Origin of the sequence: Citromicrobium sp. JLT1363 (genome assembly GCF_000186705.1) — a bacterium.
Classification (GTDB): domain Bacteria; phylum Pseudomonadota; class Alphaproteobacteria; order Sphingomonadales; family Sphingomonadaceae; genus Alteriqipengyuania.
Genome location: NZ_AEUE01000003.1, coordinates 1 through 19,740 on the forward strand (window position 1 = coordinate 1; position 19,740 = coordinate 19,740).

The following is a 19,740-nucleotide window of genomic DNA, read 5'->3' on the forward strand; positions in this document are numbered from 1 at the left end:
CCACCACGGCTGCACGCCGCGCGCTGTCCGTCGGGTCGCCGGAAAGCTGCTGCAGCGCGGCCTCGAATTCGACGATGGAGCCGAAGATGTCCGACTGCTCCACCGCGGCTTCGATATTCTGCAGGCCCGCCAGTTCGACATTGGCGCGCTGCAGATCGGCCTGCGTGCGGCGCATTTCCGCCTGCCTGAAGGAATCCGCGTTGCGGCGGACTTCGGCCACGCGCGAGCCGGAGGCCGCGATCTCGCTGCCGCGGCCGGCAATGGCGCCGCCCGAGACTTCCTCGATCCGGACGCTGCGGCGCACGTAGCCGTCGCTGGAGGCATTGGCGATGTTGTTCGCCGTAACCTCGAGCGCGCCGCGCGCCGCGCGAGCACCGCTCGCACCGATGGAGAGAAGATCGGACGCCATTATACGCTAACCCTGAAGAGTGTCGTCTTGCGGGATGAACCGCGCGAGCTGCCGCTCGATCGCATCCGCAAAGCCCAGCTGGCCGGACTTCGCCGCGATGTCCGCAAAGGTCTCATCGCGCATTTCGGTAAAGGTGTCGTCGCTGCCTTCGAACAGATCGTTGCCGCCGAAGTCGGTCGAACGGGCCGAAGCCATCATCTGGCGCAGCAGGATAGCCTCGAACTGCTGCGCGGCCTCGCGCAGTTCCTGGCGTTCCGTGGCGGCAGCCGGGCGATCCCCGCCCAGCGGCGTCGGCTGGCGCAGCAGCGAGTAATCTGTGGGGCTCAGCGCGGTCATATCACCACCACCTCTGCCGTGAGCGAACCGGCCTGCTTCAGCGCTTCGAGGATGGCGACCAGGTCCGCCGGGCTCGCGCCCAGCATGTTCAGCGCATCGACCACGTCGGCCAGGTTGGCACCCGCCGGAAGCGGGGTCACGTAGCCGCCGCTCTGGCGCGCCTCGATATTGCTGTTCGGCTCCAGCGCAGTGCGTCCGCGAGAGAATGGCTCCGGCTGGACGATCGTGGGGTTCTCGTCGATCCGCACCACCAGGCTGCCATGGCTGACGGCCGCAGGCGCAAGGCGCACCGCGCTTGAGATCACGATGGTGCCGGTGCGGCTGTTGACGATCACCTTGGCTGCCCGTTCGGCGGGATCGACGGTGAGCATCTCGATCTCGGCCATGATCGTGGCGCGCGTATCCGCGCCAGGGGGCAGCGCGAGGGCGAGTGTCACCGCATCCTCGATCCGCGCCATGCCGGGGAAACGATCGTTGATCGCATCGCGCACGCGGCTGATCGTCAGGAAATCCGCGTGGTACATGTTCCAGCGCAGAACCTCGGTGAAATCGAAATTGGTGGTGACCGCGCGTTCGACGCTCGCACCGTCGGAGATGCGGCCCACGGTCGGCACGTTGACGGTCAGCTTCGATCCGTCGTTGGCCGAAATGCCCAGCCCGCCGACGGTCAGGTTGCCCTGCGCCATCGCGTAGATCTCTCCATCCGCGCCGTAGAGCGGCGTAAGGATCAGCGCGCCGCCGCGCAGGCTCTTGGCCTTCCCGATGGTTGAAACGGTAATGTCGATCCGCTGGCCGGGCTTCGCGAAGGCGGGCAGATCGGCAGTGATCAGCACGGCGGCCGCGTTCTTCAGCGCCGGATTTACGCCCGGCGGCAGCTGCAGGCCGAGACGGCCCGAAACGCCGCGCATCGCCTGCGTGGCATAGGCGAAGTTGTCGTCGCCTGTGCCGTCGAGCCCGACCACGATGCCGTAGCCGGTCAGCTGGTTGGAACGGACCGACTGGAACTGGCCGATGTCGCGCACGCGCTCCGCCGAAGCCACGGAGGGCAGGGCGAGGGCGCAGATCGCCGAGAGGAGAAGAAGGAGGCGGGTCATTGCAGGCTCCGGATCAGAACGGCGAGACGGCGGCGAAGAAGCGCGAAAGCCAGCCGGGCTTGCCCGCCTGCTGCACGGCGCCCTTGCCGCTGTAGGAAATGCGCGCGTCGGCCACGCGGATGGAGGAGATGCGGTTGTCCTGGTCGATATCGGCCAGGCGGATGATGCCCGATACCTGCACCCATTCCTCTCCCTGGCTGAGATTCAGCACCTTTTCGCCGCGCACCAGCGCGGTGCCGTTCGGGCGGATCTCCGCAATCGTCACGGTCAGATCGCCCCTCAGCGTGGAAGTCTGCGCGGCAGTGCCCGATCCGTTGAAGGTCGATCCGGCAGAGGCGCTGAGGTCCTCCTGCCCGATGCCGATGAAGTCCGGCAAGGTCAGCCCGGCGCTGCCGTCGCGGCTGGTCTTGCCGCTGGTCGCCTTGCTGGTGGCCGTCCGTTCGATCAGCACGATCGTCACCAGATCGCCGACCTGCGAGGCCCGGTTGCCGTTGTAGAGCGGCGCGTAGCCCTGCGCCGCGCTGTAGATGGCACCGTCGGTAGCCGAAGGCGCGGCATAGGCGGACTGCAGCGGCGGTGGCGGCGGCAGCGTTGCCGCGAAACCTGCGGGGCGCGATTCGCCACCGCACGCGGCCAGCGAAAGGCCGAGCGTCAGCGTGAGGGGCAGGGCGAGGAGGGTGCGGGTGTTCATGAAATCCAGTCTCACAGCGTCTGGTTGGCGTTGCGCAGCATCTCGTCGACGGCGGACACCATCTTGGAGCTGATCTCGTAGGCGCGCTGCGCCTCGATCATGGCGACCAGCTCCTCCACGATGTTGACGTTCGATCCTTCGAGCATGCCCTGGCGCACGTTGCCGCGGCCGCCTTCGCCCGCCACGCCCAGTTCGGCGGCGCCGCTGGCGGCGGTTTCGGCAAGGAAGTTGTCGCCGATGGCCTGCAGGCCCGCCGGGTTGGTGAAGCGCGCGATCTGGATCTGGCCCAGTTCGGTCGGCTCGGCCTCGCCATTAACGGTCGCGGTAACAGTACCGTCGGGCGCAATGGAAATCGCGGTCGCGCCCTCGGGCACAGTGATTTCGGGCTGCACGGCGAAGCCCTGCTGGGTGACGAGCTGGCCTTCGGCGGAGCGGGTGAAATTGCCCGCTCGGGTATAGCCGGTGCGGCCACCCGGCATGGCGATCTGGAAGAAACCGTCACCGTCGAGCGCCAGATCGAAGGCATTGCCGGTGGTGTCGAGCGTGCCCTGCGTCATGATCTGACTGGTCGACTGGACGGCAACGCCGGTGCCCAGGTTCAGCCCTTCGGCATAGGCCGTCTCGCCCGAGGATCGCTGCCCGGCAACACGCGCGTCCTGATAGGCGAGCGTGGCGAAATTGGCGCGGTCGCGCTTGAACCCGGTGGTGCCGACGTTCGCCAGGTTATTGGCGATAACACGCATGCGCGCGTCCTGCGCTTCGAGCCCCGTGCGGGCGACCTGGAGTGCTGATGTGGGCATGGTCTGTCGTCCTTGAGTTTAGCTGAGGCGCATGAGTTGCGCGCCGCTCTCGTCGAGCTGGCGGGCGGTCGACACGAGCTTGGAGCGCATGGCGAAAAGGCGTTGCTCCTCGATCATGGCGACCAGAACCTCGGTCGGCTTGACGTTGGATTGTTCGAGTGCGCCGGTATGCACGCGGCCCTCGGCGTCGGTCGGCAGGATGCCGCCGCCCTCCACCCGGAACAGCCCGTCCAGCCCTTTGGCAATCGGCGAGCCTTCCCAGCTCGCCAGCTTGATCCGCCCGACTTCGGCCGGCGGGGCTTCGGGCGCATCGGGGTCGGTCCGGGTCACCGTGCCGTCTTCCGAAATGGAGATGCGGCCACCCGGTGGGACCGTGATCGGTCCCGTGTCCCCCAACACCGGGTGGCCTTCCCCCGTGACGAGCAGTCCTGTCGCCGAAAGCGAAAGGTCGCCGCGCCGCGTGTACGCCTCTGTTCCGTCCTGCGCCTGCACCGCCATGAGCGAATCGGTCGCCATGGCAATGTCCAGATCGCGGCCCGTTTCGATGATCTCGCCGCCGGACATGTCTGCGCCGGTGACGCGCGCGGTCTGCATCGCGCGCGCTTCGTTCGGGTGGCCTTCGATGGTCTTCGCGCGCTGCTCGATCAGCTCGGCCCGGAAGCCCAGCGTGTTCGTGTTCGCCATGTTGCTGGCAATCGCGCGCTGGCGATCCATCGAGGCCTGCATCCCCGAAAGCGCAGTATAGATCAGGCGGTCCATCTACTTAGGTCCGCAGGTTGATGACGGTCTGCGAAATCTGCGTCGCGGTGTCGATTGCCTTGGCGTTGGCCTGGAAGTTCCGCTGCGCGGTGATCAGGCCGACAAGTTCCTCGGCGATATCGACGTTCGAACGCTCGAGCGTACCCGAAAGCAGCGCGCCGAACTGGCCATTGCCCGGTTCGCCATAGCTTGCCGCGCCCGAGAAGCCCGTCGCCTGCCAGTTGGCCGACCCGACCGGCTTCAGGCCATTGGGCGCCATGAAGGATGCCAGCGCGACCATCCCGACCGGCTCGACCGAGCCATCGGCATAGGATGCACGAACCACCCCGTCCTTGCCCACCGCTATTCCGGCGTACTCCGCGCCGGCGGCGTTCTGCGCCGGAACCTGCAGGTTCTGAAGCGAGGTGCCCGTAGGTGCGCCGGCGGCGTCGACCGGGAAGACCTGCAGGCTATTGCCATTGCTGTCGACGATGCCGCCGCGCTCGTTGATCGAGAACGAACCCGCGCGGGTATACAGCGTCTCGCCGTTCTCGCCCGACAGGGTGAAGAACCCGTCGCCCGTGACTGCAAGGTCGAGCGCCGCGCCGGTCTGCTCCAGCGGGCCGAGCGAGAAGTTCTGGGAAATCGCTTCGACCGAGGCGCCGATGCCCTGGATCGTGCGCGGGTTGGCGTTGGCCGATCCCGCAACGATTTCGGAAAATTCGGTCCGCCCGCGCTTGAACCCGTAGGTTTCGGAATTGGCGATGTTGTGCGCAATCGTGCCGAGCGAAGACTGCGCGTTCTTCAGGCCGTTGAGCGAAGTGTAGAAGGACATTGTTGCGACTCCCGGTTTAAATGTCGTTGGCGGCCGGGCTGGCGCCCTGGGCCTGAGCTGCGATGAGGGCGTCGAGCTTCTCGACGATCTTGCCCAGCGTCTCGTTGGTTTCGGTGGTGCCGGCGAGCGAGGAGAACTGCGCCATCTGCGCCAGCATTTCCTTGTTATCGACCGGTTCGAACGGGTCCTGCTGCGACACCTGGACGGTCAGCAGACGCAGGAAATCGGCCTGGCCCAGCTGGTCCATGGTGCGCCCCTGGACCTGCGGCGTTTTCGCCGGGGCGGACGCTGCGCTCGCATAGGGATTGGTGCTGTTGATCATTTCATCCTCATCGTTTCGAGCATCAGCTGCTTGGCGGTGGACATGGCTTCGACCATGTTCGAATACTGACGAGAGGCTTCGAGCATCTCGATCATCTCGGCGTTTTCATCGACCGGCGATTCCCACACATCGCCATTCTCGTCGGCGAGCGGATGGCCGGGCTCGTGGCGGCGGGTCGGGGCGACATCGGCACGCACCACGCCATCGACGCGGACCGAGCTCATGCCGCTCTGCCTGTCGAGTTCTTCGGAAAACACCGTGCGCATCGGGCGATAGGCTTCGTCCGCGCTGCCTGCGACGCTGCCTGCGTTGGCAAGGTTGGACGCCGCGGTGTTCATGCGGACCATCTGCGCGGACATTGCGCGATAGCCCATTTCGAACATGGTCATGGGACCGCTCATGCTCATTCGCCCCTGATCGCGCGGGTGAGCGTTTCGACGCGCCCGCGAAGGAAGCCGAGGGTGGCGGTGTAGGCGACGGCGTTTTCCGCGAAGGCGGCCTGCTCCATCCCCATCTCCACGGTATTGCCGTCGAGGCTGGCCATGGTCGGGATGCGGTACACCGTGGCGCGGGCGGCTGCGCTTTCGGTATCGTTGCCCGCCAGGCGTGCCTGCAGCGCGGCACCGAAATCGATGTCGCGCGCCTTGTAGCCGGGCGTGCCTGCGTTCGCGATGTTGGAGCCGAGCACGCTCATCCGCTGCGCGCGGACCTCCAGCGCTGCTCCGTGAATGCCGAAAAGGCCTTCGCTCATCTCAATCATCTCCGCCTGAAAAGGGTGGGCGTTCGTGTACGTCGGTATGTAAGCAAGGGGCGTGCCAAGTCGGTCGAGGGGCGCGGATAAGCGGGCTTTGCCGGTCTGCGCGGCAAGCGCTTGCCGGTCGGCGGCAAATTTGCGGCAACCCTGAAAACCGGCCATGCGCGTGCCGTTCTTGGGTGCGTGGAGAACATCGCGACCTTCCTCGACCACTGGCTGGACCCCGTTGCGCTGGGCATCGTGCTTGGCGGGACATTGCTGGCCACGCTGCTGCGCTGCGGCTTCGCCGAAGCGCGGGTGGCGATGGGCAAGCTGGGCGAGCTGCTGCGCCCTGCCTTCGATCCCGCGCGCGCCAAGGCCGAGCTTGCGCGCCAGCTGCGCGATATTGCGAGCCAGGGTTTTCTCCGCGCGGAGCCGGTGCATTTCGGCGATGCCGAGTTCGACTGCCTGTCCGATGTGCTCGTCAGCCGCCGGTCGCTCGACACGCTTCATGCGGAGCACGAGAGCCACAAGCGCCAGCGCACCGAAGCCGCGCGCACGGCGATGCACGTGCTCGGCCAGGCGGCCGAACTCGCACCCGTGCTGGGTCTCGCCGGAACGCTCGTTGCGCTTGGAACAATGCCGGATGATCCCGGTGAGGTCAGCATGACGGGTGCGATTGCGATGGCGGTCGTCACCACGCTCTACGGGCTGGCGGCCGCGAATTTCCTGTTCGGTCCGCTCGCCGCCGCCATTCTGCGCCGTTCGAACCGCGAAGAGCGGGATCGGCAGGCGGTGCTCGACTGGCTCGAAAACGGCGTGCGTCACGCGATGCCGCAAGAGCGGCCTGGCCCGCAGGTCGTGGAGGGTGGGCATGCCGACGGCTCCGCCCACCGGAAAGCGTCGTGACACTTCGCGGGCCGGCGGGCTGGCAGACGGCGATGGCCGATCTGACGCTCATCCTCTTCCTGGTGGTCGCTGCCGCCTATCGCGAGGACGCGCCGGAGCGGGCCGATCCCGCTGACAGCGAGGCGCAGGCCGCCGACATATCGCTTGGGCAGCCCATGGCGGTGTTCAGGCCCGGTGGTGACGCCGATCTGGCACGGTGGCTGGCCGCCCAGCACATGGGGCCGGGCGAGGTGGCAACGGTGATCGTGCGCCATCGGCCCGGCGCGGCCACGCCGGCGGTGGAAGAAGCCGCCAGCCTCGTCGCCCGGATCGAGCGCGCGGGCGAAGCAGCGCGCCTGATGGTGGAGCCTTCGGCCTTTCCCGAAACGCTGGTGGTGATCGCGCACGACGCGCGCAGGCAGGATGGCACGGAAATTGCAGATACGCGGTAGGAAGACAAAGGCGGGCAGTGCGCCTGCCGCCATGCAATTCGGAGCATCCGCGACCATGCACACACTGACCATCCCGTTCGCCGTCGGCCTGCTGGGCCTGACCACGCCCGCGTTTGCCGAAACGCCGATGGACCCGGCCGAGATCGACCGCGCGGTGATGCAGTTCACCGGCGCGGCAATCGGCCAGCCGGGCGGCGCGCGGCTGGCGGTAGACCGCCGCATGCGGCTCAACGCCTGCGGTGCGCCGCTCCAGCTCGAATGGTACGGCAGCAATCGCGACAGCGTGCAGGTGCGCTGCCCCGATGCGGGCTGGCGCATCTACGTCGCTGTTGCGCAGCTGCCGCAGGCGGGCGAGCCGGGCGGGGGCGAGATCGCCATCAGCCGGGGCGAAACCGTCTCGATCATTGTGGAGGGCGGAGGGTTCTCGCTGTCGCGCCAGGCGGTTGCGATGGAGGAAGGCGCTGTCGGATCGTGGATCAAGGTCCGCCCCACGCAGGACAAGAAGGCCGATCCGGTGCGCGCGCAGGTGGTCCGGCCCGGGCAGGTTGCGGTGCGTCTGCGCTGAGGCGAGAAAAAAGTTGCCGGGCCCTTAAAGCCCGCAAACGGCTGTCGTTCTTGTATACGACGAGGCCGTTCCCCCGAACGGATGGATATTTGGAGCAGTAGCAATGCGAGATCTCGGATTGCCCGAAATCGGAGGACCAGCAGGATTGCGCCGCGGCGTCGCGCCGGTTGAGCGCGTTGCTGCTCCGCGCAAGGTGGCCGACCAGTCCGCGCAGACCGAGGCGATGGCCTCTGTCGCGGCGCTCGACGCGGGAGAAAAGGCGCCGGTCGATGCCGATCGCGTCGCGGAAATCCGCAAGGCGATCGAGCAGGGTAGCTACCCGCTTATTCCGAATGAAATCGCCGATGGCATCATTGCCGCCGGTCTGTTCCAGATCGCAGGCGAGTAAGGCACCCATGACGACGCGTTCCGCCTTGCGGCAAATGCTTGCCCTGCTGGAAGGTGAGCGGCAGGCCCTTGCCGCCCTCGACATCGACCGGATCAACAATTGTTCGAAGGACAAGATGGATCTGTGCGCGCGGCTCGATGAAGTGCGCCCGGAAGACCTCGACGAGGAATGCCTCGGCCTGCTCGACGCGGTCCGCCGGCTGAACACGATCAACCGCCGTTTGCGCAACCTGATTGCCACCAACGTGCAGTCGCGGATCGACGCAATGGCGGGCGCGGGCGCCACCTATCAGGGCGCAAACGGACGGATGGTGGCGCAGTCCATCTGATTGCCGCCGGGCTTCGGCTCCGGTTGGGTCCAAGTTTGGCACGATGATTGCTTGATTGTCCCGGATACGAAATTCCGGGAGGTCCAGTGCCCACCGCCAGCCCAGTACCGAGCATTCCAGCCGCCAGCGCGCCGCCGCCCAATGGGGACGTGCGCGCGGCGATTGCGCGCGCATCCCGGCAGACCGGCGTCGATTTCGATTACCTGCTGGCGCAGGCACGGCTCGAATCCGGGCTGGACCCCGAAGCGAAGGCGCGTACGTCCAGCGCGACGGGCCTCTACCAGTTCATCGATTCCACCTGGCTGCGCACGATGGACCGGCACGGGGCCAAGTACGGGCTGGACTGGGCGGCCGATCAGATCGGCCCGGGCGGCGGTGTCGCCAATCCCGGCACGCGCGCGCAGCTGCTTTCCATGCGGTACGATGCGGATGTCTCCGCGCTGATGGCGGCGGAGCTCGCGCGCGACAATGCGAACGGGCTGCGCGGCATCCTCGGACGCGATCCGCAGCCGGCAGAACTCTACCTCGCCCATTTCCTGGGCCTGGGCGGCGCGCAGAAATTCTTCGAAGCCTACCGGACCGATGCGGGGCAGTCCGCCGCGGCGCTGATGCCCAAGGCGGCAGGTGCCAACCGCCCGATCTTCTACGACAAGGGCCGCGCACGTTCGGTCGCGGAGGTGATGAGCCTGATGCAGACCAAGGTCGCCAACGCGATGGAGCAGGGTGGCGCGATGCCGCTCGTCCCCGGGGGAGCGCCCGGTGCGGGCGGGATCACGCAGGAATTCGCGCAGGCCCGCTTTGCCAGCAGCGCCATGATGCCGGGCCGCAGCACGCGGCCGGTGGCCGCAGCCGCCCCGGCAGGCCCGCAGGCCCGGCCTTCGATGGCGGAGACGCTGCGCACCACCTTCGGCGGGACGGACGATACCGGCATGGGCGCCCGCGCGCGTGCCCGCATCGATGAAGCCTACGGCAAGTTCGCGGCGCTCGGCCTGTGAAGCTGCCTGCCTTCATCTCGCCCGCGCTGGCGCTGCCCGCCGGTATCCTCGCGGTCATCATCCTGATGGTGGTGCCGATCCCGGCGCTGATGCTCGATCTGTTCTTCGTGCTCAATATCGCGCTTTCGGTCTCGATCCTGATGGCCGCGATGAACGCACAGAAGCCACTGGATTTCTCTTCCTTCCCCTCGGTCCTGCTGTTCGCCACGCTGATGCGCCTCGCGCTCAACGTCGCCTCGACCCGCATCGTGCTCCTCAACGGGCACGAGGGCGGCGATGCGGCAGGCAAGGTGATCGAGGCCTTCGGCGCCTTCCTGATCGGCGGCAATTTCGCCGTCGGGCTGATCGTGTTCATCATCCTGACCATCATCAACATGGTGGTGGTGACCAAGGGCGCGGGCCGCGTGTCCGAAGTGACCGCGCGCTTCACCCTCGACGCTCTGCCCGGCAAGCAGATGGCGATCGATTCCGATCTCGCCGCCGGGCTGCTGACTGCCGAGGAAGCCAAGGCCCGCCGCCGCGAGATCGCGACCGAGGCCGACTTCTACGGTTCGATGGATGGTGCCAGCAAGTTCGTGAAGGGCGACGCCATTGCCGCCCTGCTGATCCTGATCGTCAACGTGATCGCCGGGCTGGTGCTGGGCATGAGCATGTATGGCCTTTCGGCAGGCGAGGCAGGCTCGGTCTATGTCACGCTGGCCGTCGGCGATGCGCTGGTGGCCTCGATCCCCGCGCTGCTGCTGTCGATTGCCGCCGCCGTGATCGTGACCCGTGTTTCCGACACGCGCGATCTTACCGGGCAGATCGGCGGCCAGCTGGCCGATTCCAAGATCTGGTTGCCGGTCGGCTGCATTCTGGGCGCCATCGGCTGCATCCCCGCGATGCCGCAGATGATCTTCCTGCCGCTGGCCGCAGGCGCGCTGCTGCTGTGGCGTGCCCTTTCCAGGCGCGAGCAGGCGGCTGCCGTCTTCATCCCCGAGCCCGAGGAAGCGCCCGATCCCTCGCGCATTTCCATCGGCGAGGTGTCCGATCAGACGCTGGTGACGATCCAGCTCGGCTACGGGCTGGTCCAGCTGGCCGACGACAAGAAGGGCGCCCCGCTGGTCGCCCGCCTGACCGGGCTACGCAAGCAGATGTGCCAGGCTTTTGGCTTCGTGGTGCCGCAGTTCCGCATTGCCGACAGCTTCGACATCGGGCCGGACGAATATCGGATCATGCTGGGCGGTGCGCCGGTTGGCTCGGGCATGCTGCGTGCGAACAAGCTGCTGGCGATCGACACCGGCGAAGTGCTCGACGCGCATGTGCTGCAGGGCGAGCCGACCAAGGACCCGAGCTTCGGTTGCGACGCCAAGTGGATCGACGCGGGATCGCGCGATCTGGCGGTGGCCGAAGGCTATCTCGTGGTCGACCCCGAAAGCGTCATTGCCACGCAGGTCCACCAGTTGCTGGCCGGCCGCGCTGCGGAGCTGCTGGGCCCCGACCAGGTGCGCGAACTGCTCGACCTGCTGCGAGAACGCCATTCGCAGCTGGTCGAAACGATCACACCGCAGCCCCTGTCGCTCGCCGCGATCACCGCAGTGCTCAAGGCGCTGCTGGCGGACGGCATTTCGCTGACCCATTCGGTGCGCGTGTTCTCCAGCCTGTCGCAGGCGGCGCAGCGCACCGCAGACCCGGCGCAGATCGTGGAGCTGATGCGGACCGATCTGGGCACGCTGCTGGTCGGCAATATCTGCGGCCCCAACGAGCGGTTGCCGGTCGTCACCCTGGCCGCGCAGCTGGAAGAGATGGTCGTCGGCGGGATGCAGGACCCGACCACGGGCGAGATCGTGATCGAGCCCGATCTGGCACGCTCCATCGGTGAACGGATCGGCGCGCTGCTGCAGAGCCGTCCGCAGGGCGCGCTGACGCCTGCGCTAGTCGTCCAGCCGCGCGCGCGCCGTGCGCTCGCCAGCCTGCTGAAGCTGCGCGCGCCCGGCATGCTGGTCCTGTCGATCAACGAACTGCCCGCCGCCCAGCCGATCGAGGTGGTCGCGGTGATCGGTGACGAGGCGGAGGCCGCCGCGAGCGAACCCCGCCAGCTTCCGCCGCCGGAGCATCAGTCAGCCATGCAACCTGCCGAGGCACTTGCCGCATGAAGCACGACCACTCCAATTTTGCCGTCCGCCAGGCCTATGGTTCGAGCGTCCAGCAGAAGGTGACACAGTTCCTGCCGCTGGTGCGCAAGCTTGCCTGGTACTACGAAGGCCACGGCAGCGCGACGATCGATGTGGACGATCTGATGCAGGCCGGGATGATGGCGCTGACCGAAGCGGCGCAGAGGCACGACCGGCCGAGCGATGATGGCTTTGCGGCCTATGCCAAGATGCGCGTGCGCGGCGCCATGGTGGACCTGTTGCGCGGCCAATCCCACAAACCGCGCAGCGCGGCGAGCTGGTCGCGCAAGCGCGATTGTGCAGAGCAGGGCCTGCGCACCGAATTGGGCCGCGCGCCCACCGCCGCCGAAATGGCTGGCGCGATGGACATGCCGCTCGACCGGTACGAAGCGATGCGATTTGCCGCGTCGACCAGTTCCACCTCGATAGAGGAATGCTACTCGGACAGCGACAGCGCCTTCGGTGACGAGCGGCCCGATCCCGAAGCGAGCCTGCTGGCAAGCGAGGACAGTTCGGTTCTGGCCGGTGCCATCGCCGCCCTGCCGGAACGATTGCAGCTGGTCCTGAAGCTCTATTTCATCGAGGAACTGAACCTCAACGAGATCGCCGCAGTCTTGGGCGTCAGCGTGCCGCGGGTGCACCAATTGAAGGCAGATGCCCTCAAGAAGGCGCGCGTCGCGCTGGTATCGCAGGTCGAATAGGGATGCCTGCTGCGCGAAGCGTTTGCACCGCAGCATAACTTGCCTCTATGGCCTTGCACATGGCCGACGGAGATCTCGATCCACCGCCTGCATTGGGCACCATCGCCTGTCCGGCACTGTTTCTCGATTTCGACGGTACGCTGGTCGAGCTCGCGCCGAGCCCCTCGCAAATCGTCGTTCCCGACTATCTGTCAGGCGCGCTGCAGCGCAAGGCTGCGCAGCTCGATGGTCGGCTGGCGCTGATTTCCGGGCGTTTCGTGGCAGATGTCCGCAGTCACCTGCCCGATTGTGCCGTCGTCGTCAGCGGGTCGCACGGGGCGGAGATCACCAGCCCGCAGGGCTCTCCCGTGGGCGAGAAGGAGGTTCCGCGGATCGGCGATGCCGTGCTGGCGCAGGCGCGCGACTACGCATCCCGAACCGACGGCCTGCTGCTGGAGGAAAAGGCGCTGGGGCTGGGCCTGCACTACCGCAATTGCGAAGATCGGCGCGACGAAATCCACCGTTTCGCGCAAGGCCTGGCGCAGGAACATGGGCTGCACCTGCGCGACGGCAAGATGCTCTTCGAACTCGCGACTACCGACGCCGACAAGGGCGTCGGCGTACGCGCGATCATGGAACAATCGCCTTTCGCGGGCGCTTCCCCGATTTTCGTGGGTGACGATACGACCGACGAGGACGGCTTCGCGGCCGTGAACGATTTGGGCGGCTTCGGCGTTCTTGTCGGCGAAAGACGCAAAACCCTGGCGCGATACCGCCTCCGCGACGTGGCGGCCGTCCATCAATGGCTGGAGCTTGAATGACACAGACACCACCGCAAAGCTCTCTCGAACTCTGGCCGGTGGGCAATTGCCAGGTCTCCGGCATGTATGACGATCGCGGCGGCCTCGTCTGGGGCTGCGTGCCGCGCGTCGATGGCGATCCGGTGTTCTGCTCTCTGATCAATGGCAGCAATCAGGACGAAGGCGTCTGGCGGATCGAGCTGGAAGGCTTCGCTCGCGCGACGCAGGAATATCAGCGCAACACCGCCATCCTGAAAACGCGGCTGGAAGCGGAAGACGGCAGCGCGGTGGAAATCATCGACTTCGCGCCGCGCTTCCGCCGTTCGGGCCGGATGTATCGCCCGGTCGCCTTCGTGCGGATCGTGCGCCCGGTGGCGGGCACGCCGCGCATCACGGTCAACCTCTCACCGATGAAGAACTACGGCGAGGCTCTGGCGGCGACCACCAACGGCACCAACCATATCCGCTATCTGGTCGGCCAGCAGGCGATGCGGCTTACCACCGATGCCCCGGTTGGTTATGTGCTGGAAAAGCGCAAGTTCCGGCTGGAAAACGACCTGCATTTCTTCCTTGGCCCGGACGAGCCCTTCGGGGGCAATGTCGGCCACGAGGTCGAGACGATGCTGGAGCTGACCGACCACTACTGGCGGCACTGGGTGCGCGGCCTCGCCACCGTGATGGAATGGCAGGAAGCGGTGATCCGCGCCGCGATCACGCTGAAGATCTGCCAGCACGAGGAAACCGGCGCCATCGTGGCCGCCCTGACCACCTCGATCCCCGAGGCGCCCGGCAGCGAGCGCAACTGGGATTACCGCTACTGCTGGATCAGGGACGCCTATTACACCGTGCAGGCGCTCAACCGGCTGGGCGCGCTCGACGTGCTGGAAAAGTACCTCGCGTACCTGCGCAACATCGTCGACAACGCCAAGGGCGGGGCGGTGCAACCGCTCTATTCGGTGATGGGCGAGCCCGAACTGACGGAGAGTTTCGCCGAAAACCTCGCCGGCTATCGCGGGATGGGGCCGGTGCGCAAAGGCAATGCCGCCTACAGCCAGGTTCAGCACGACGCCTATGGGCAGATCGTGCTGCCCAGCGTGCAGGCCTTCTTCGACCAGCGGCTCTATCGCATGGCGGGCGAGGCCGACTTCGAAAGCCTCGAGCAGGTGGGCGAGATGGCGTGGAAGATGCACGACCAGCCGGATGCCGGCCTGTGGGAATTCCGCACTCGGCAGGAGGTCCACACCTACTCGGTACTGATGAGCTGGGCGGCCTGCGGACGCATCGCCACGGTCGCGCAAAGGCTTGGCCTGACCGAGAAGTGCGAGTTCTGGCGCCAGCGCGCCGCCACCATCCGCGCGAAGATCGAAGACGAAGCGTGGAACGAGGAGGGGCAGCATTACGCCTCCGCGATGGGCGGCAGCCATCTAGACGCAAGCCTGCTGCAGATGATCGACCTGGGCTTCCTCAAGCCCGAGGACCAGCGTTTTCAGCTGACCTTCGCGGCCATCGAGAAGGAACTGAGACGCGGCGAACACATGCTGAGATACGATGCGGAAGACGATTTCGGCCTGCCCGAGACCGCCTTCAATATCTGCACCTTCTGGCTGATGGAGGCACTGCATCTGGCGGGCCGGGAGGAAGAGGCGCGCAACCTGTTCGAAACGATGCTCTCCCACCGCACGAAATCGGGCCTGCTGTCCGAGGACCTCGATTTTAACAATGGCGAACTCTGGGGCAATTTCCCCCAGACGTACTCTTTGGTGGGTATCATCAACTGTGCGACCCTCTTGTCCAGACCATGGAGCGTGATCCGATGAGCCGCCTGATCGTTGTCTCGAACAGAGTATCCGTCCCCAAGGCGCGGGGTGCGGCAGGGTCGCAGGGCGGGCTGGCCGTGGCACTTGGATCCGCTCTGCGCGAGCGGCGCGGCATCTGGTTCGGCTGGTCGGGCAAGGAGACGGAGACCTATACCGGCGACATCAACATGCAGAAGAACGATGGAGTCACCACGGCGACCATCGATCTCGAAGCGCAGGATGTCGACGAATATTATAACGGCTACGCCAATCGCACGCTCTGGCCGCTGTTTCACTACCGCATCGATCTTGCCGAATACGAAACCGGGTTCGGCAAGGGATACGAGCGGGTCAACAAGCGCTTTGCCGACAGCCTGGGTCCGCTGATCGAGCCGGAGGACATGGTCTGGGTCCACGATTACCACTTGCTGCCGCTGGGCAGTCGCCTGCGCGAACGCGGCAACAAGAACAAGATCGGCTTCTTCCTCCACATACCCTGGCCTCCGCGCAACCTGCTGGTGGCGCTGCCGTTTCACGAGCGCCTGGTGCTGACCATGCTCGACTACGACCTGATCGGCTTCCAGGACGAGGAATCGGTCGACAGCTTCCTGGGCTATTGCCGCAAGGAACTGCAGGCGGATGTGCGCGAAGATGGCACCGTCACCTACGACGGGCGCTCGGTAAAGGTCGCTGCCTTTCCCATCGGATTGGATTACGACGAGTTCCTCGAGGGCGGACAGAGCGGTGAGGCGCGCCAGGCAGAGCAGCGCATGCGTTCAAGCTCGCGCCACCGCAAGGTCATCATCGGGGTGGACCGGCTGGACTATTCCAAGGGTCTGCCGGAGCGGTTCGATGCGCTCGGCCGATTTTTCGACACCTATCCGGACCGTGTGGCTCAAACGCTCTACGTCCAGATCGCACCGCCTTCGCGGCAGGATGTCGTCAGCTACCAGCGCATCCGCAATACGCTGGAACAGAAGGCGGGCCAGATCAATGGCGAGCGTTCGGAGGTGGACATGGTCCCGATTCGCTACGTCAACAAGGGATACCCCCGGCAGGCGCTGTTCGGCATCTACCGGTCCGCCCATGTCGGCCTCGTCACGCCGCTGCGCGACGGGATGAACCTTGTCGCCAAGGAATACGTCGCGGCGCAGGACCCGGAAGACCCCGGCGTTCTGGTGCTCTCTCGCTTCGCGGGCGCGGCCGAACAGCTAAAGGATGCGCTGCTCGTCAATCCATACAGCCTGGAAGAAACCAGCGAGGCAATCCGCACCGCGCTCGACATGCCGCTGGAAGAGCGCAAGGCGCGCTGGGAAAAGCTCAACGAGGTGATCAAGACCTCCACGGTCGAGCAGTGGCGATCCGATTTCGTGGAAGCGCTGAGCGCCTGAGGCGCCGCCTTATGCCAGGGGCCTAGATCAGCGCGCGGCGGCCATCCCCCGCAAGGCTGACGAGCACCCAGATGATCAGCGGCACGAACACGAAGCTGAGCACAACCTTCGCAATCGCCTGCCCGATCAGCAGCGGTACGATGTCGAACTGACCGTAGAACGCGACCGTGATGAAGATCAGCGTGTCGACCGCCTGGCTCACCGCGGATGCGAAGCCGCCCCGCAGCATCATCCAGAAGCCGCCGCCATCGCCGTTTTGGCCGCGCAACCGTTCGAACAGCCAGACATTGAGGAACAGCGAAACCCCGTAGGCGATGGGGCCAGCGATCATGATCCGTCCGGTCTGGCTCAGCACGGTTTCGAATGCCGCGAGGTTTTCCGCCGGCATCTGCGGGCTGGGCGGGAAGGCCAGCACCAGCTGGATCAGCAGGACCGACAGGCCGAGCGGGGCGAAACCCCACAATACCAGCCTGTTCGCGGCCGCCTTGCCGTAAAGTTGGGCGATCGTGCTGGAGATGGCGACCAGCATCAGGAACGCGAGAATTCCCGACTCCACCGCCAGCGTGGTGAAGCCCAGCGGCAGGGCGATCTGCTTGAAGCCCAGCACGCCGGCCAGCACGGTCATCCCGCCGTAGAGCAGGGCATAGACGAATAGCGGGCGGGGCAGCGCAGGGGCCGTGCTGGTCTGATCCATGGTCGGGGCTTAAGATCGTGCCGCGAAAAAGGAAAGATGGCGGGAACCGATTTGCCCCATGCGAATTGACTGACCCTCCTGAAAAGGCAAAGGGTGCGCGAACTTCCCGCGGACGACCCGAAAGGCTTTTATGCCGCCCGTTCTTGCCAGCCTGATTGGGATCGTCGCGATCCTTGCTGTTGCCTTCCTGCTTTCCAACGCCAAGACCAAGATTCGCCTGCGGGTCGTCCTGTCCGCCTTCGCGCTACAGGCACTGCTGGCGTTCCTGATCCTGCGCACGTCCGGCGGGCGGATGGTGATCCGCGAGATGAGCAACGGCGTTGCCGCGCTTCTCTCCTATGCCGATGCCGGTACCGCCTTCCTGTTCGGGGCGGACAATCCGCTGTCGAACACCTTCGCGCTGGGCGCGCTGCCGGTGATCGTGTTCTTCGCGGCGCTGGTTTCGATTCTCTATCACCTCGGCATCATGCAGGTCATCGTGCGCTGGCTGGGCGGCGGCATTGGCGCGATTACCGGGATCAGCAAGGTCGAGGCGCTGGGATCGGCGGCGAACATCTTCGTCGGCCAGTCGGAAAGCCCGCTGGTCGTGCGGCCCTATCTCGCGGCGCTGGCACCCAGCCGCCTGTTCACCCTGATGACCGTGGGCATGGCCGGTGTCGCGGGCACCATCCTGGCTGCCTATGCCGGGCTGCTGGGCAACGAATACCTGCCCTTCCTGCTGGCCGCGGCCTTCATGTCCGCGCCGGGTGGCATCCTGATGGCGAAGATCATCATGCCCGACGTGGAAGAAGCCTCCCCCGAAGCCGAGGGGGAACTGAACCTGCCGCGTGGCCGGATCAGCGCAGAGGGGCCGGCGGCCATTACCGAAAGAGAGCACGCGCACGAGGTCGAAATGGCCGAGGCCTTCGAGGAAGGCGAGCGGCCCGCCAATCTGATCGAGGCGGCTGCCCAGGGTGCGCAGACCGGCCTCAAGCTGGCGGCTGCGGTCGGCGCGATGCTGCTTGCATTCGTCGCGCTGGTCGCACTGGCCAATGGCCTTTTGGGCGGGGTGGGCTCCGGACTGGTGCAGCTGGCAGAATCCGTTGGCGCCCCCTTCCGGGCGGATGTGGCCACGTGGCTGCTCGATCTCAGTTTCCAGAAGCTGCTGGGCATGATCTTCGCACCGATCATGTTCCTTATCGGCGTCCCGTGGGAGGATGCGGGAATTGCCGGCGGGCTGTTCGGCACCAAGATCGTGCTCAACGAATTCGTGGCCTTCATCGAGCTGGGCCAGATCGGCGCTGCGGACATGTCCGAGCGCAGCCGGGCGATCATCACCTTCGCGCTGTGCGGCTTTGCGAATTTCAGCTCGATCGCCATCCAGATGGCGGTGACGGGGGGGCTGGCGCCCAACCAGCGTCCCGTCATCGCCAAGCTGGGCATTCGTGCGCTGGTCGCCGGGTCGCTCGCCAACCTTATGAGCGCGGCGCTCGCCGGGCTCTTCCTGCCTGCCTGACAAGAGAGCTTCCATGTCCGATATTGCTTCCGTCTCGCTCGAACGCCCGCTGGAGGACATCGCGCGCGATCTGGGGGAGAGCTTTGCCGAGTTCGGTTTCGGCATCGTGCGCGACCATGGCATTCCCGACGATCTGGTGGCGCGGGCGCAGGCGGCGAGCGAGGCCTTCTTCGCGCTGCCCGATGAGGCGAAGCGGGCCTACAAGATCGAAGGCAATGCAGGCGCGCGGGGCTACACCCCCTTCGGGCAGGAGCAGGCCAAGGACGCGACCGTGTTCGATCTCAAGGAGTTCTGGCACGTCGGCCGCGATCTGGACGACGGCCACCCGCTGGCACGGTTCATGGAACCCAATATCTGGCCCGCCGAAGTGCCCGAGTTCGAGCCGACCATGCGCGAACTTTTCAACGCCTTCGACGCGAGCGGCAGCCGCATCCTCTCGGCCATTGCCATCCATCTGGGCGAAGCGCCCGACTTCTTCGATCCGGCGATCGAGGACGGCAATTCGGTGCTGCGCCTGCTACGCTATCCGCCGCTGCCCGAGGATGCGCCCGACGGAGCGATCCGCGCTGCCCCGCATGGCGATATCAACGCCATCACCTTGCTGCTGGGCGCGGAGGAAGCCGGGCTGGAACTGCTTACGCGCAAGGGCGAATGGCTGGCGGTCAGCCCGCCGCCCGGCGCGCTGGCGGTCAATATCGGCGACATGCTGGAACGGCTGACGAATCACCGCCTGCGTTCGACGACGCACCGGGTGGTCAATCCGAGCGGGGATGCCGCGCGGCGGACGCGCTATTCGATGCCCTACTTCCTTCATTTCCGGCCCGATTTCGAAATCGCGCCGCTGCCATCCTGCATCGCCGAGGGCGCCGAAGGAGAGGCCCCGGAGCCGATCCTGGCGCACGACTTCCTGATGCAGCGCCTGCGCGAGATCAAGCTGGCCTGACCCACGTTACAGCGGGCGTCACACTGTTACGATTATAATAAAGTTGCGCATGTTGCAGTGCGGCAACACCTCTAAAACCCGGAAATGCGTGTGTTTCGGGGATGGGGCGCCGAGCAGTGTCACTGTCCGGCCATGCCGTCACTGAACTGTCATATTTCTGGCCTTAGGCGCCCTTCGACCGGCCAGGGGGTCGGCCCACAGACATTATCGATTC

At 66.1% G+C, this 19,740-nt stretch carries 24 protein-coding genes; 13 read left to right on the forward strand and 11 right to left on the reverse strand.

The genetic code is table 11. The features are described from left to right. The 10 genes from ADAD_RS15530 to flgB form a co-directional block, all read right to left on the reverse strand. A partial coding sequence (locus ADAD_RS15530) for a flagellar basal body protein (protein ID WP_010410227.1) occupies window positions 1-409 on the reverse strand: 409 nt, incomplete at its 3' end. Between the two features lie 6 nt (window positions 410-415). Beyond that, entirely contained in the window at window positions 416-745 is a 330-nt protein-coding gene (locus ADAD_RS0104495; RefSeq protein ID WP_010410229.1) for a rod-binding protein, read from the reverse strand. Further along, the gene (locus ADAD_RS0104500; RefSeq protein ID WP_010410234.1) at window positions 742-1,839 is read right to left on the reverse strand and encodes a flagellar basal body P-ring protein FlgI; all 1,098 of its coding nucleotides are present in this window, start codon (window positions 1,837-1,839) and stop codon (window positions 742-744) included. The genes ADAD_RS0104495 and ADAD_RS0104500 overlap by 4 nt, the downstream gene beginning before the upstream one ends. A gap of 13 nt (window positions 1,840-1,852) precedes the next feature. Continuing rightward, window positions 1,853-2,530 (reverse strand): flagellar basal body L-ring protein FlgH, encoded by a 678-nt coding sequence (locus ADAD_RS0104505; RefSeq protein ID WP_010410237.1) that lies wholly within the window; start codon window positions 2,528-2,530, stop codon window positions 1,853-1,855. 11 nt (window positions 2,531-2,541) lie between these two features. Beyond that, the gene (gene flgG, locus ADAD_RS0104510) at window positions 2,542-3,330 is read right to left on the reverse strand and encodes a flagellar basal-body rod protein FlgG (protein WP_010410241.1); all 789 of its coding nucleotides are present in this window, start codon (window positions 3,328-3,330) and stop codon (window positions 2,542-2,544) included. 18 nt (window positions 3,331-3,348) lie between these two features. After that, a complete protein-coding gene (locus tag ADAD_RS0104515) occupies window positions 3,349-4,089 on the reverse strand; it encodes a flagellar basal body rod protein FlgF (protein WP_010410243.1) in 741 nt (246 codons plus the stop codon). Between the two features lie 4 nt (window positions 4,090-4,093). Beyond that, entirely contained in the window at window positions 4,094-4,903 is an 810-nt protein-coding gene (locus tag ADAD_RS0104520) for a flagellar hook-basal body complex protein (RefSeq protein WP_010410246.1), read from the reverse strand. Between the two features lie 16 nt (window positions 4,904-4,919). Then, complete coding sequence (locus ADAD_RS0104525) at window positions 4,920-5,225, reverse strand: flagellar hook capping FlgD N-terminal domain-containing protein (protein ID WP_010410248.1); 306 nt, start codon at window positions 5,223-5,225, stop codon at window positions 4,920-4,922. Next, the gene (flgC, locus tag ADAD_RS0104530; RefSeq protein ID WP_029139907.1) at window positions 5,222-5,632 is read right to left on the reverse strand and encodes a flagellar basal body rod protein FlgC; all 411 of its coding nucleotides are present in this window, start codon (window positions 5,630-5,632) and stop codon (window positions 5,222-5,224) included. The genes ADAD_RS0104525 and flgC overlap by 4 nt, the downstream gene beginning before the upstream one ends. Then, window positions 5,629-5,976 carry a flagellar basal body rod protein FlgB gene (gene flgB, locus ADAD_RS0104535; protein WP_029139908.1) on the reverse strand — a complete coding sequence of 116 codons (348 nt, stop codon included), beginning with the start codon at window positions 5,974-5,976 and terminating at the stop codon, window positions 5,629-5,631. Before flgB ends, flgC begins: the two co-directional genes overlap by 4 nt. Before the next feature lie 186 nt (window positions 5,977-6,162). Between flgB and ADAD_RS15535 the strand changes: the two genes are divergently transcribed. The 11 genes from ADAD_RS15535 to otsA all read left to right on the forward strand — a co-directional run bounded on the left by ADAD_RS15535 (window position 6,163) and on the right by otsA (window position 16,394). Beyond that, entirely contained in the window at window positions 6,163-6,867 is a 705-nt protein-coding gene (locus ADAD_RS15535; protein ID WP_237700756.1) for a MotA/TolQ/ExbB proton channel family protein, read from the forward strand. Next, complete coding sequence (locus tag ADAD_RS0104545) at window positions 6,864-7,298, forward strand: hypothetical protein (RefSeq protein ID WP_010410258.1); 435 nt, start codon at window positions 6,864-6,866, stop codon at window positions 7,296-7,298. The genes ADAD_RS15535 and ADAD_RS0104545 overlap by 4 nt, the downstream gene beginning before the upstream one ends. 55 nt (window positions 7,299-7,353) lie before the next feature. Next, a complete protein-coding gene (locus ADAD_RS0104550) occupies window positions 7,354-7,863 on the forward strand; it encodes a flagella basal body P-ring formation protein FlgA (protein WP_010410260.1) in 510 nt (169 codons plus the stop codon). A 103-nt stretch (window positions 7,864-7,966) separates the two neighbouring features. Next, entirely contained in the window at window positions 7,967-8,251 is a 285-nt protein-coding gene (locus tag ADAD_RS0104555) for a flagellar biosynthesis anti-sigma factor FlgM (protein WP_237700760.1), read from the forward strand. Between the two features lie 7 nt (window positions 8,252-8,258). Continuing rightward, window positions 8,259-8,579 carry a hypothetical protein gene (locus ADAD_RS15540; protein ID WP_237700761.1) on the forward strand — a complete coding sequence of 107 codons (321 nt, stop codon included), beginning with the start codon at window positions 8,259-8,261 and terminating at the stop codon, window positions 8,577-8,579. Between the two features lie 86 nt (window positions 8,580-8,665). Beyond that, window positions 8,666-9,574 (forward strand): transglycosylase SLT domain-containing protein, encoded by a 909-nt coding sequence (locus tag ADAD_RS0104565; RefSeq protein WP_237700762.1) that lies wholly within the window; start codon window positions 8,666-8,668, stop codon window positions 9,572-9,574. Continuing rightward, window positions 9,571-11,709, forward strand: coding sequence for a flagellar biosynthesis protein FlhA (locus tag ADAD_RS0104570; protein WP_010410268.1), 2,139 nt, complete (start codon window positions 9,571-9,573; stop codon window positions 11,707-11,709). The genes ADAD_RS0104565 and ADAD_RS0104570 overlap by 4 nt, the downstream gene beginning before the upstream one ends. Then, the gene (locus ADAD_RS0104575) at window positions 11,706-12,428 is read left to right on the forward strand and encodes a sigma-70 family RNA polymerase sigma factor (RefSeq protein ID WP_010410269.1); all 723 of its coding nucleotides are present in this window, start codon (window positions 11,706-11,708) and stop codon (window positions 12,426-12,428) included. Before ADAD_RS0104570 ends, ADAD_RS0104575 begins: the two co-directional genes overlap by 4 nt. A 59-nt stretch (window positions 12,429-12,487) precedes the next feature. Further along, entirely contained in the window at window positions 12,488-13,228 is a 741-nt protein-coding gene (gene otsB, locus ADAD_RS0104580; protein ID WP_010410270.1) for a trehalose-phosphatase, read from the forward strand. 62 nt (window positions 13,229-13,290) lie between these two features. Next, window positions 13,291-15,024 (forward strand): glycoside hydrolase family 15 protein, encoded by a 1,734-nt coding sequence (locus tag ADAD_RS0104585; protein ID WP_010410273.1) that lies wholly within the window; start codon window positions 13,291-13,293, stop codon window positions 15,022-15,024. Beyond that, complete coding sequence (otsA, locus tag ADAD_RS0104590) at window positions 15,021-16,394, forward strand: alpha,alpha-trehalose-phosphate synthase (UDP-forming) (protein ID WP_010410274.1); 1,374 nt, start codon at window positions 15,021-15,023, stop codon at window positions 16,392-16,394. The genes ADAD_RS0104585 and otsA overlap by 4 nt, the downstream gene beginning before the upstream one ends. Before the next feature lie 22 nt (window positions 16,395-16,416). Here otsA and ADAD_RS0104595 read toward each other — a convergent pair whose 3' ends face one another. Then, a complete protein-coding gene (locus ADAD_RS0104595) occupies window positions 16,417-17,088 on the reverse strand; it encodes a queuosine precursor transporter (RefSeq protein WP_010410276.1) in 672 nt (223 codons plus the stop codon). Window positions 17,089-17,218: 130 nt separating this feature from the next. Between ADAD_RS0104595 and ADAD_RS0104600 the strand changes: the two genes are divergently transcribed. Both ADAD_RS0104600 and ADAD_RS0104605 read left to right on the forward strand, forming a co-directional pair. Continuing rightward, entirely contained in the window at window positions 17,219-18,583 is a 1,365-nt protein-coding gene (locus tag ADAD_RS0104600) for a NupC/NupG family nucleoside CNT transporter (RefSeq protein ID WP_010410278.1), read from the forward strand. 13 nt (window positions 18,584-18,596) lie between these two features. Then, window positions 18,597-19,526 (forward strand): isopenicillin N synthase family dioxygenase, encoded by a 930-nt coding sequence (locus ADAD_RS0104605; RefSeq protein WP_010410281.1) that lies wholly within the window; start codon window positions 18,597-18,599, stop codon window positions 19,524-19,526. Window positions 19,527-19,740: the final 214 nt, after the last annotated feature.

Bases quoted from the DNA above. Each gene is read 5' to 3' on its own strand.
- flgB (WP_029139908.1), bottom strand. From the start codon at position 5,976: ATGAGCGAAGGCCTTTTCGGCATTCACGGAGCAGCGCTGGAGGTCCGC.
- ADAD_RS0104525 (WP_010410248.1), bottom strand. From the start codon at position 5,225: ATGATCAACAGCACCAATCCCTATGCGAGCGCAGCGTCCGCCCCGGCG.
- ADAD_RS0104605 (WP_010410281.1), top strand. From the start codon at position 18,597: ATGTCCGATATTGCTTCCGTCTCGCTCGAACGCCCGCTGGAGGACATC.
- ADAD_RS0104505 (WP_010410237.1), bottom strand. From the start codon at position 2,530: ATGAACACCCGCACCCTCCTCGCCCTGCCCCTCACGCTGACGCTCGGC.
- otsB (WP_010410270.1), top strand. From the start codon at position 12,488: ATGGCCGACGGAGATCTCGATCCACCGCCTGCATTGGGCACCATCGCC.
- ADAD_RS0104555 (WP_237700760.1), top strand. From the start codon at position 7,967: ATGCGAGATCTCGGATTGCCCGAAATCGGAGGACCAGCAGGATTGCGC.
- ADAD_RS0104575 (WP_010410269.1), top strand. From the start codon at position 11,706: ATGAAGCACGACCACTCCAATTTTGCCGTCCGCCAGGCCTATGGTTCG.
- ADAD_RS0104595 (WP_010410276.1), bottom strand. From the start codon at position 17,088: ATGGATCAGACCAGCACGGCCCCTGCGCTGCCCCGCCCGCTATTCGTC.
- flgC (WP_029139907.1), bottom strand. From the start codon at position 5,632: ATGAGCATGAGCGGTCCCATGACCATGTTCGAAATGGGCTATCGCGCA.
- ADAD_RS15540 (WP_237700761.1), top strand. From the start codon at position 8,259: ATGACGACGCGTTCCGCCTTGCGGCAAATGCTTGCCCTGCTGGAAGGT.
- ADAD_RS0104515 (WP_010410243.1), bottom strand. From the start codon at position 4,089: ATGGACCGCCTGATCTATACTGCGCTTTCGGGGATGCAGGCCTCGATG.
- ADAD_RS0104585 (WP_010410273.1), top strand. From the start codon at position 13,291: ATGTATGACGATCGCGGCGGCCTCGTCTGGGGCTGCGTGCCGCGCGTC.
- otsA (WP_010410274.1), top strand. From the start codon at position 15,021: ATGAGCCGCCTGATCGTTGTCTCGAACAGAGTATCCGTCCCCAAGGCG.
- ADAD_RS0104500 (WP_010410234.1), bottom strand. From the start codon at position 1,839: ATGACCCGCCTCCTTCTTCTCCTCTCGGCGATCTGCGCCCTCGCCCTG.
- ADAD_RS0104550 (WP_010410260.1), top strand. From the start codon at position 7,354: ATGCACACACTGACCATCCCGTTCGCCGTCGGCCTGCTGGGCCTGACC.
- ADAD_RS0104520 (WP_010410246.1), bottom strand. From the start codon at position 4,903: ATGTCCTTCTACACTTCGCTCAACGGCCTGAAGAACGCGCAGTCTTCG.
- flgG (WP_010410241.1), bottom strand. From the start codon at position 3,330: ATGCCCACATCAGCACTCCAGGTCGCCCGCACGGGGCTCGAAGCGCAG.
- ADAD_RS0104495 (WP_010410229.1), bottom strand. From the start codon at position 745: ATGACCGCGCTGAGCCCCACAGATTACTCGCTGCTGCGCCAGCCGACG.
- ADAD_RS0104600 (WP_010410278.1), top strand. From the start codon at position 17,219: ATGCCGCCCGTTCTTGCCAGCCTGATTGGGATCGTCGCGATCCTTGCT.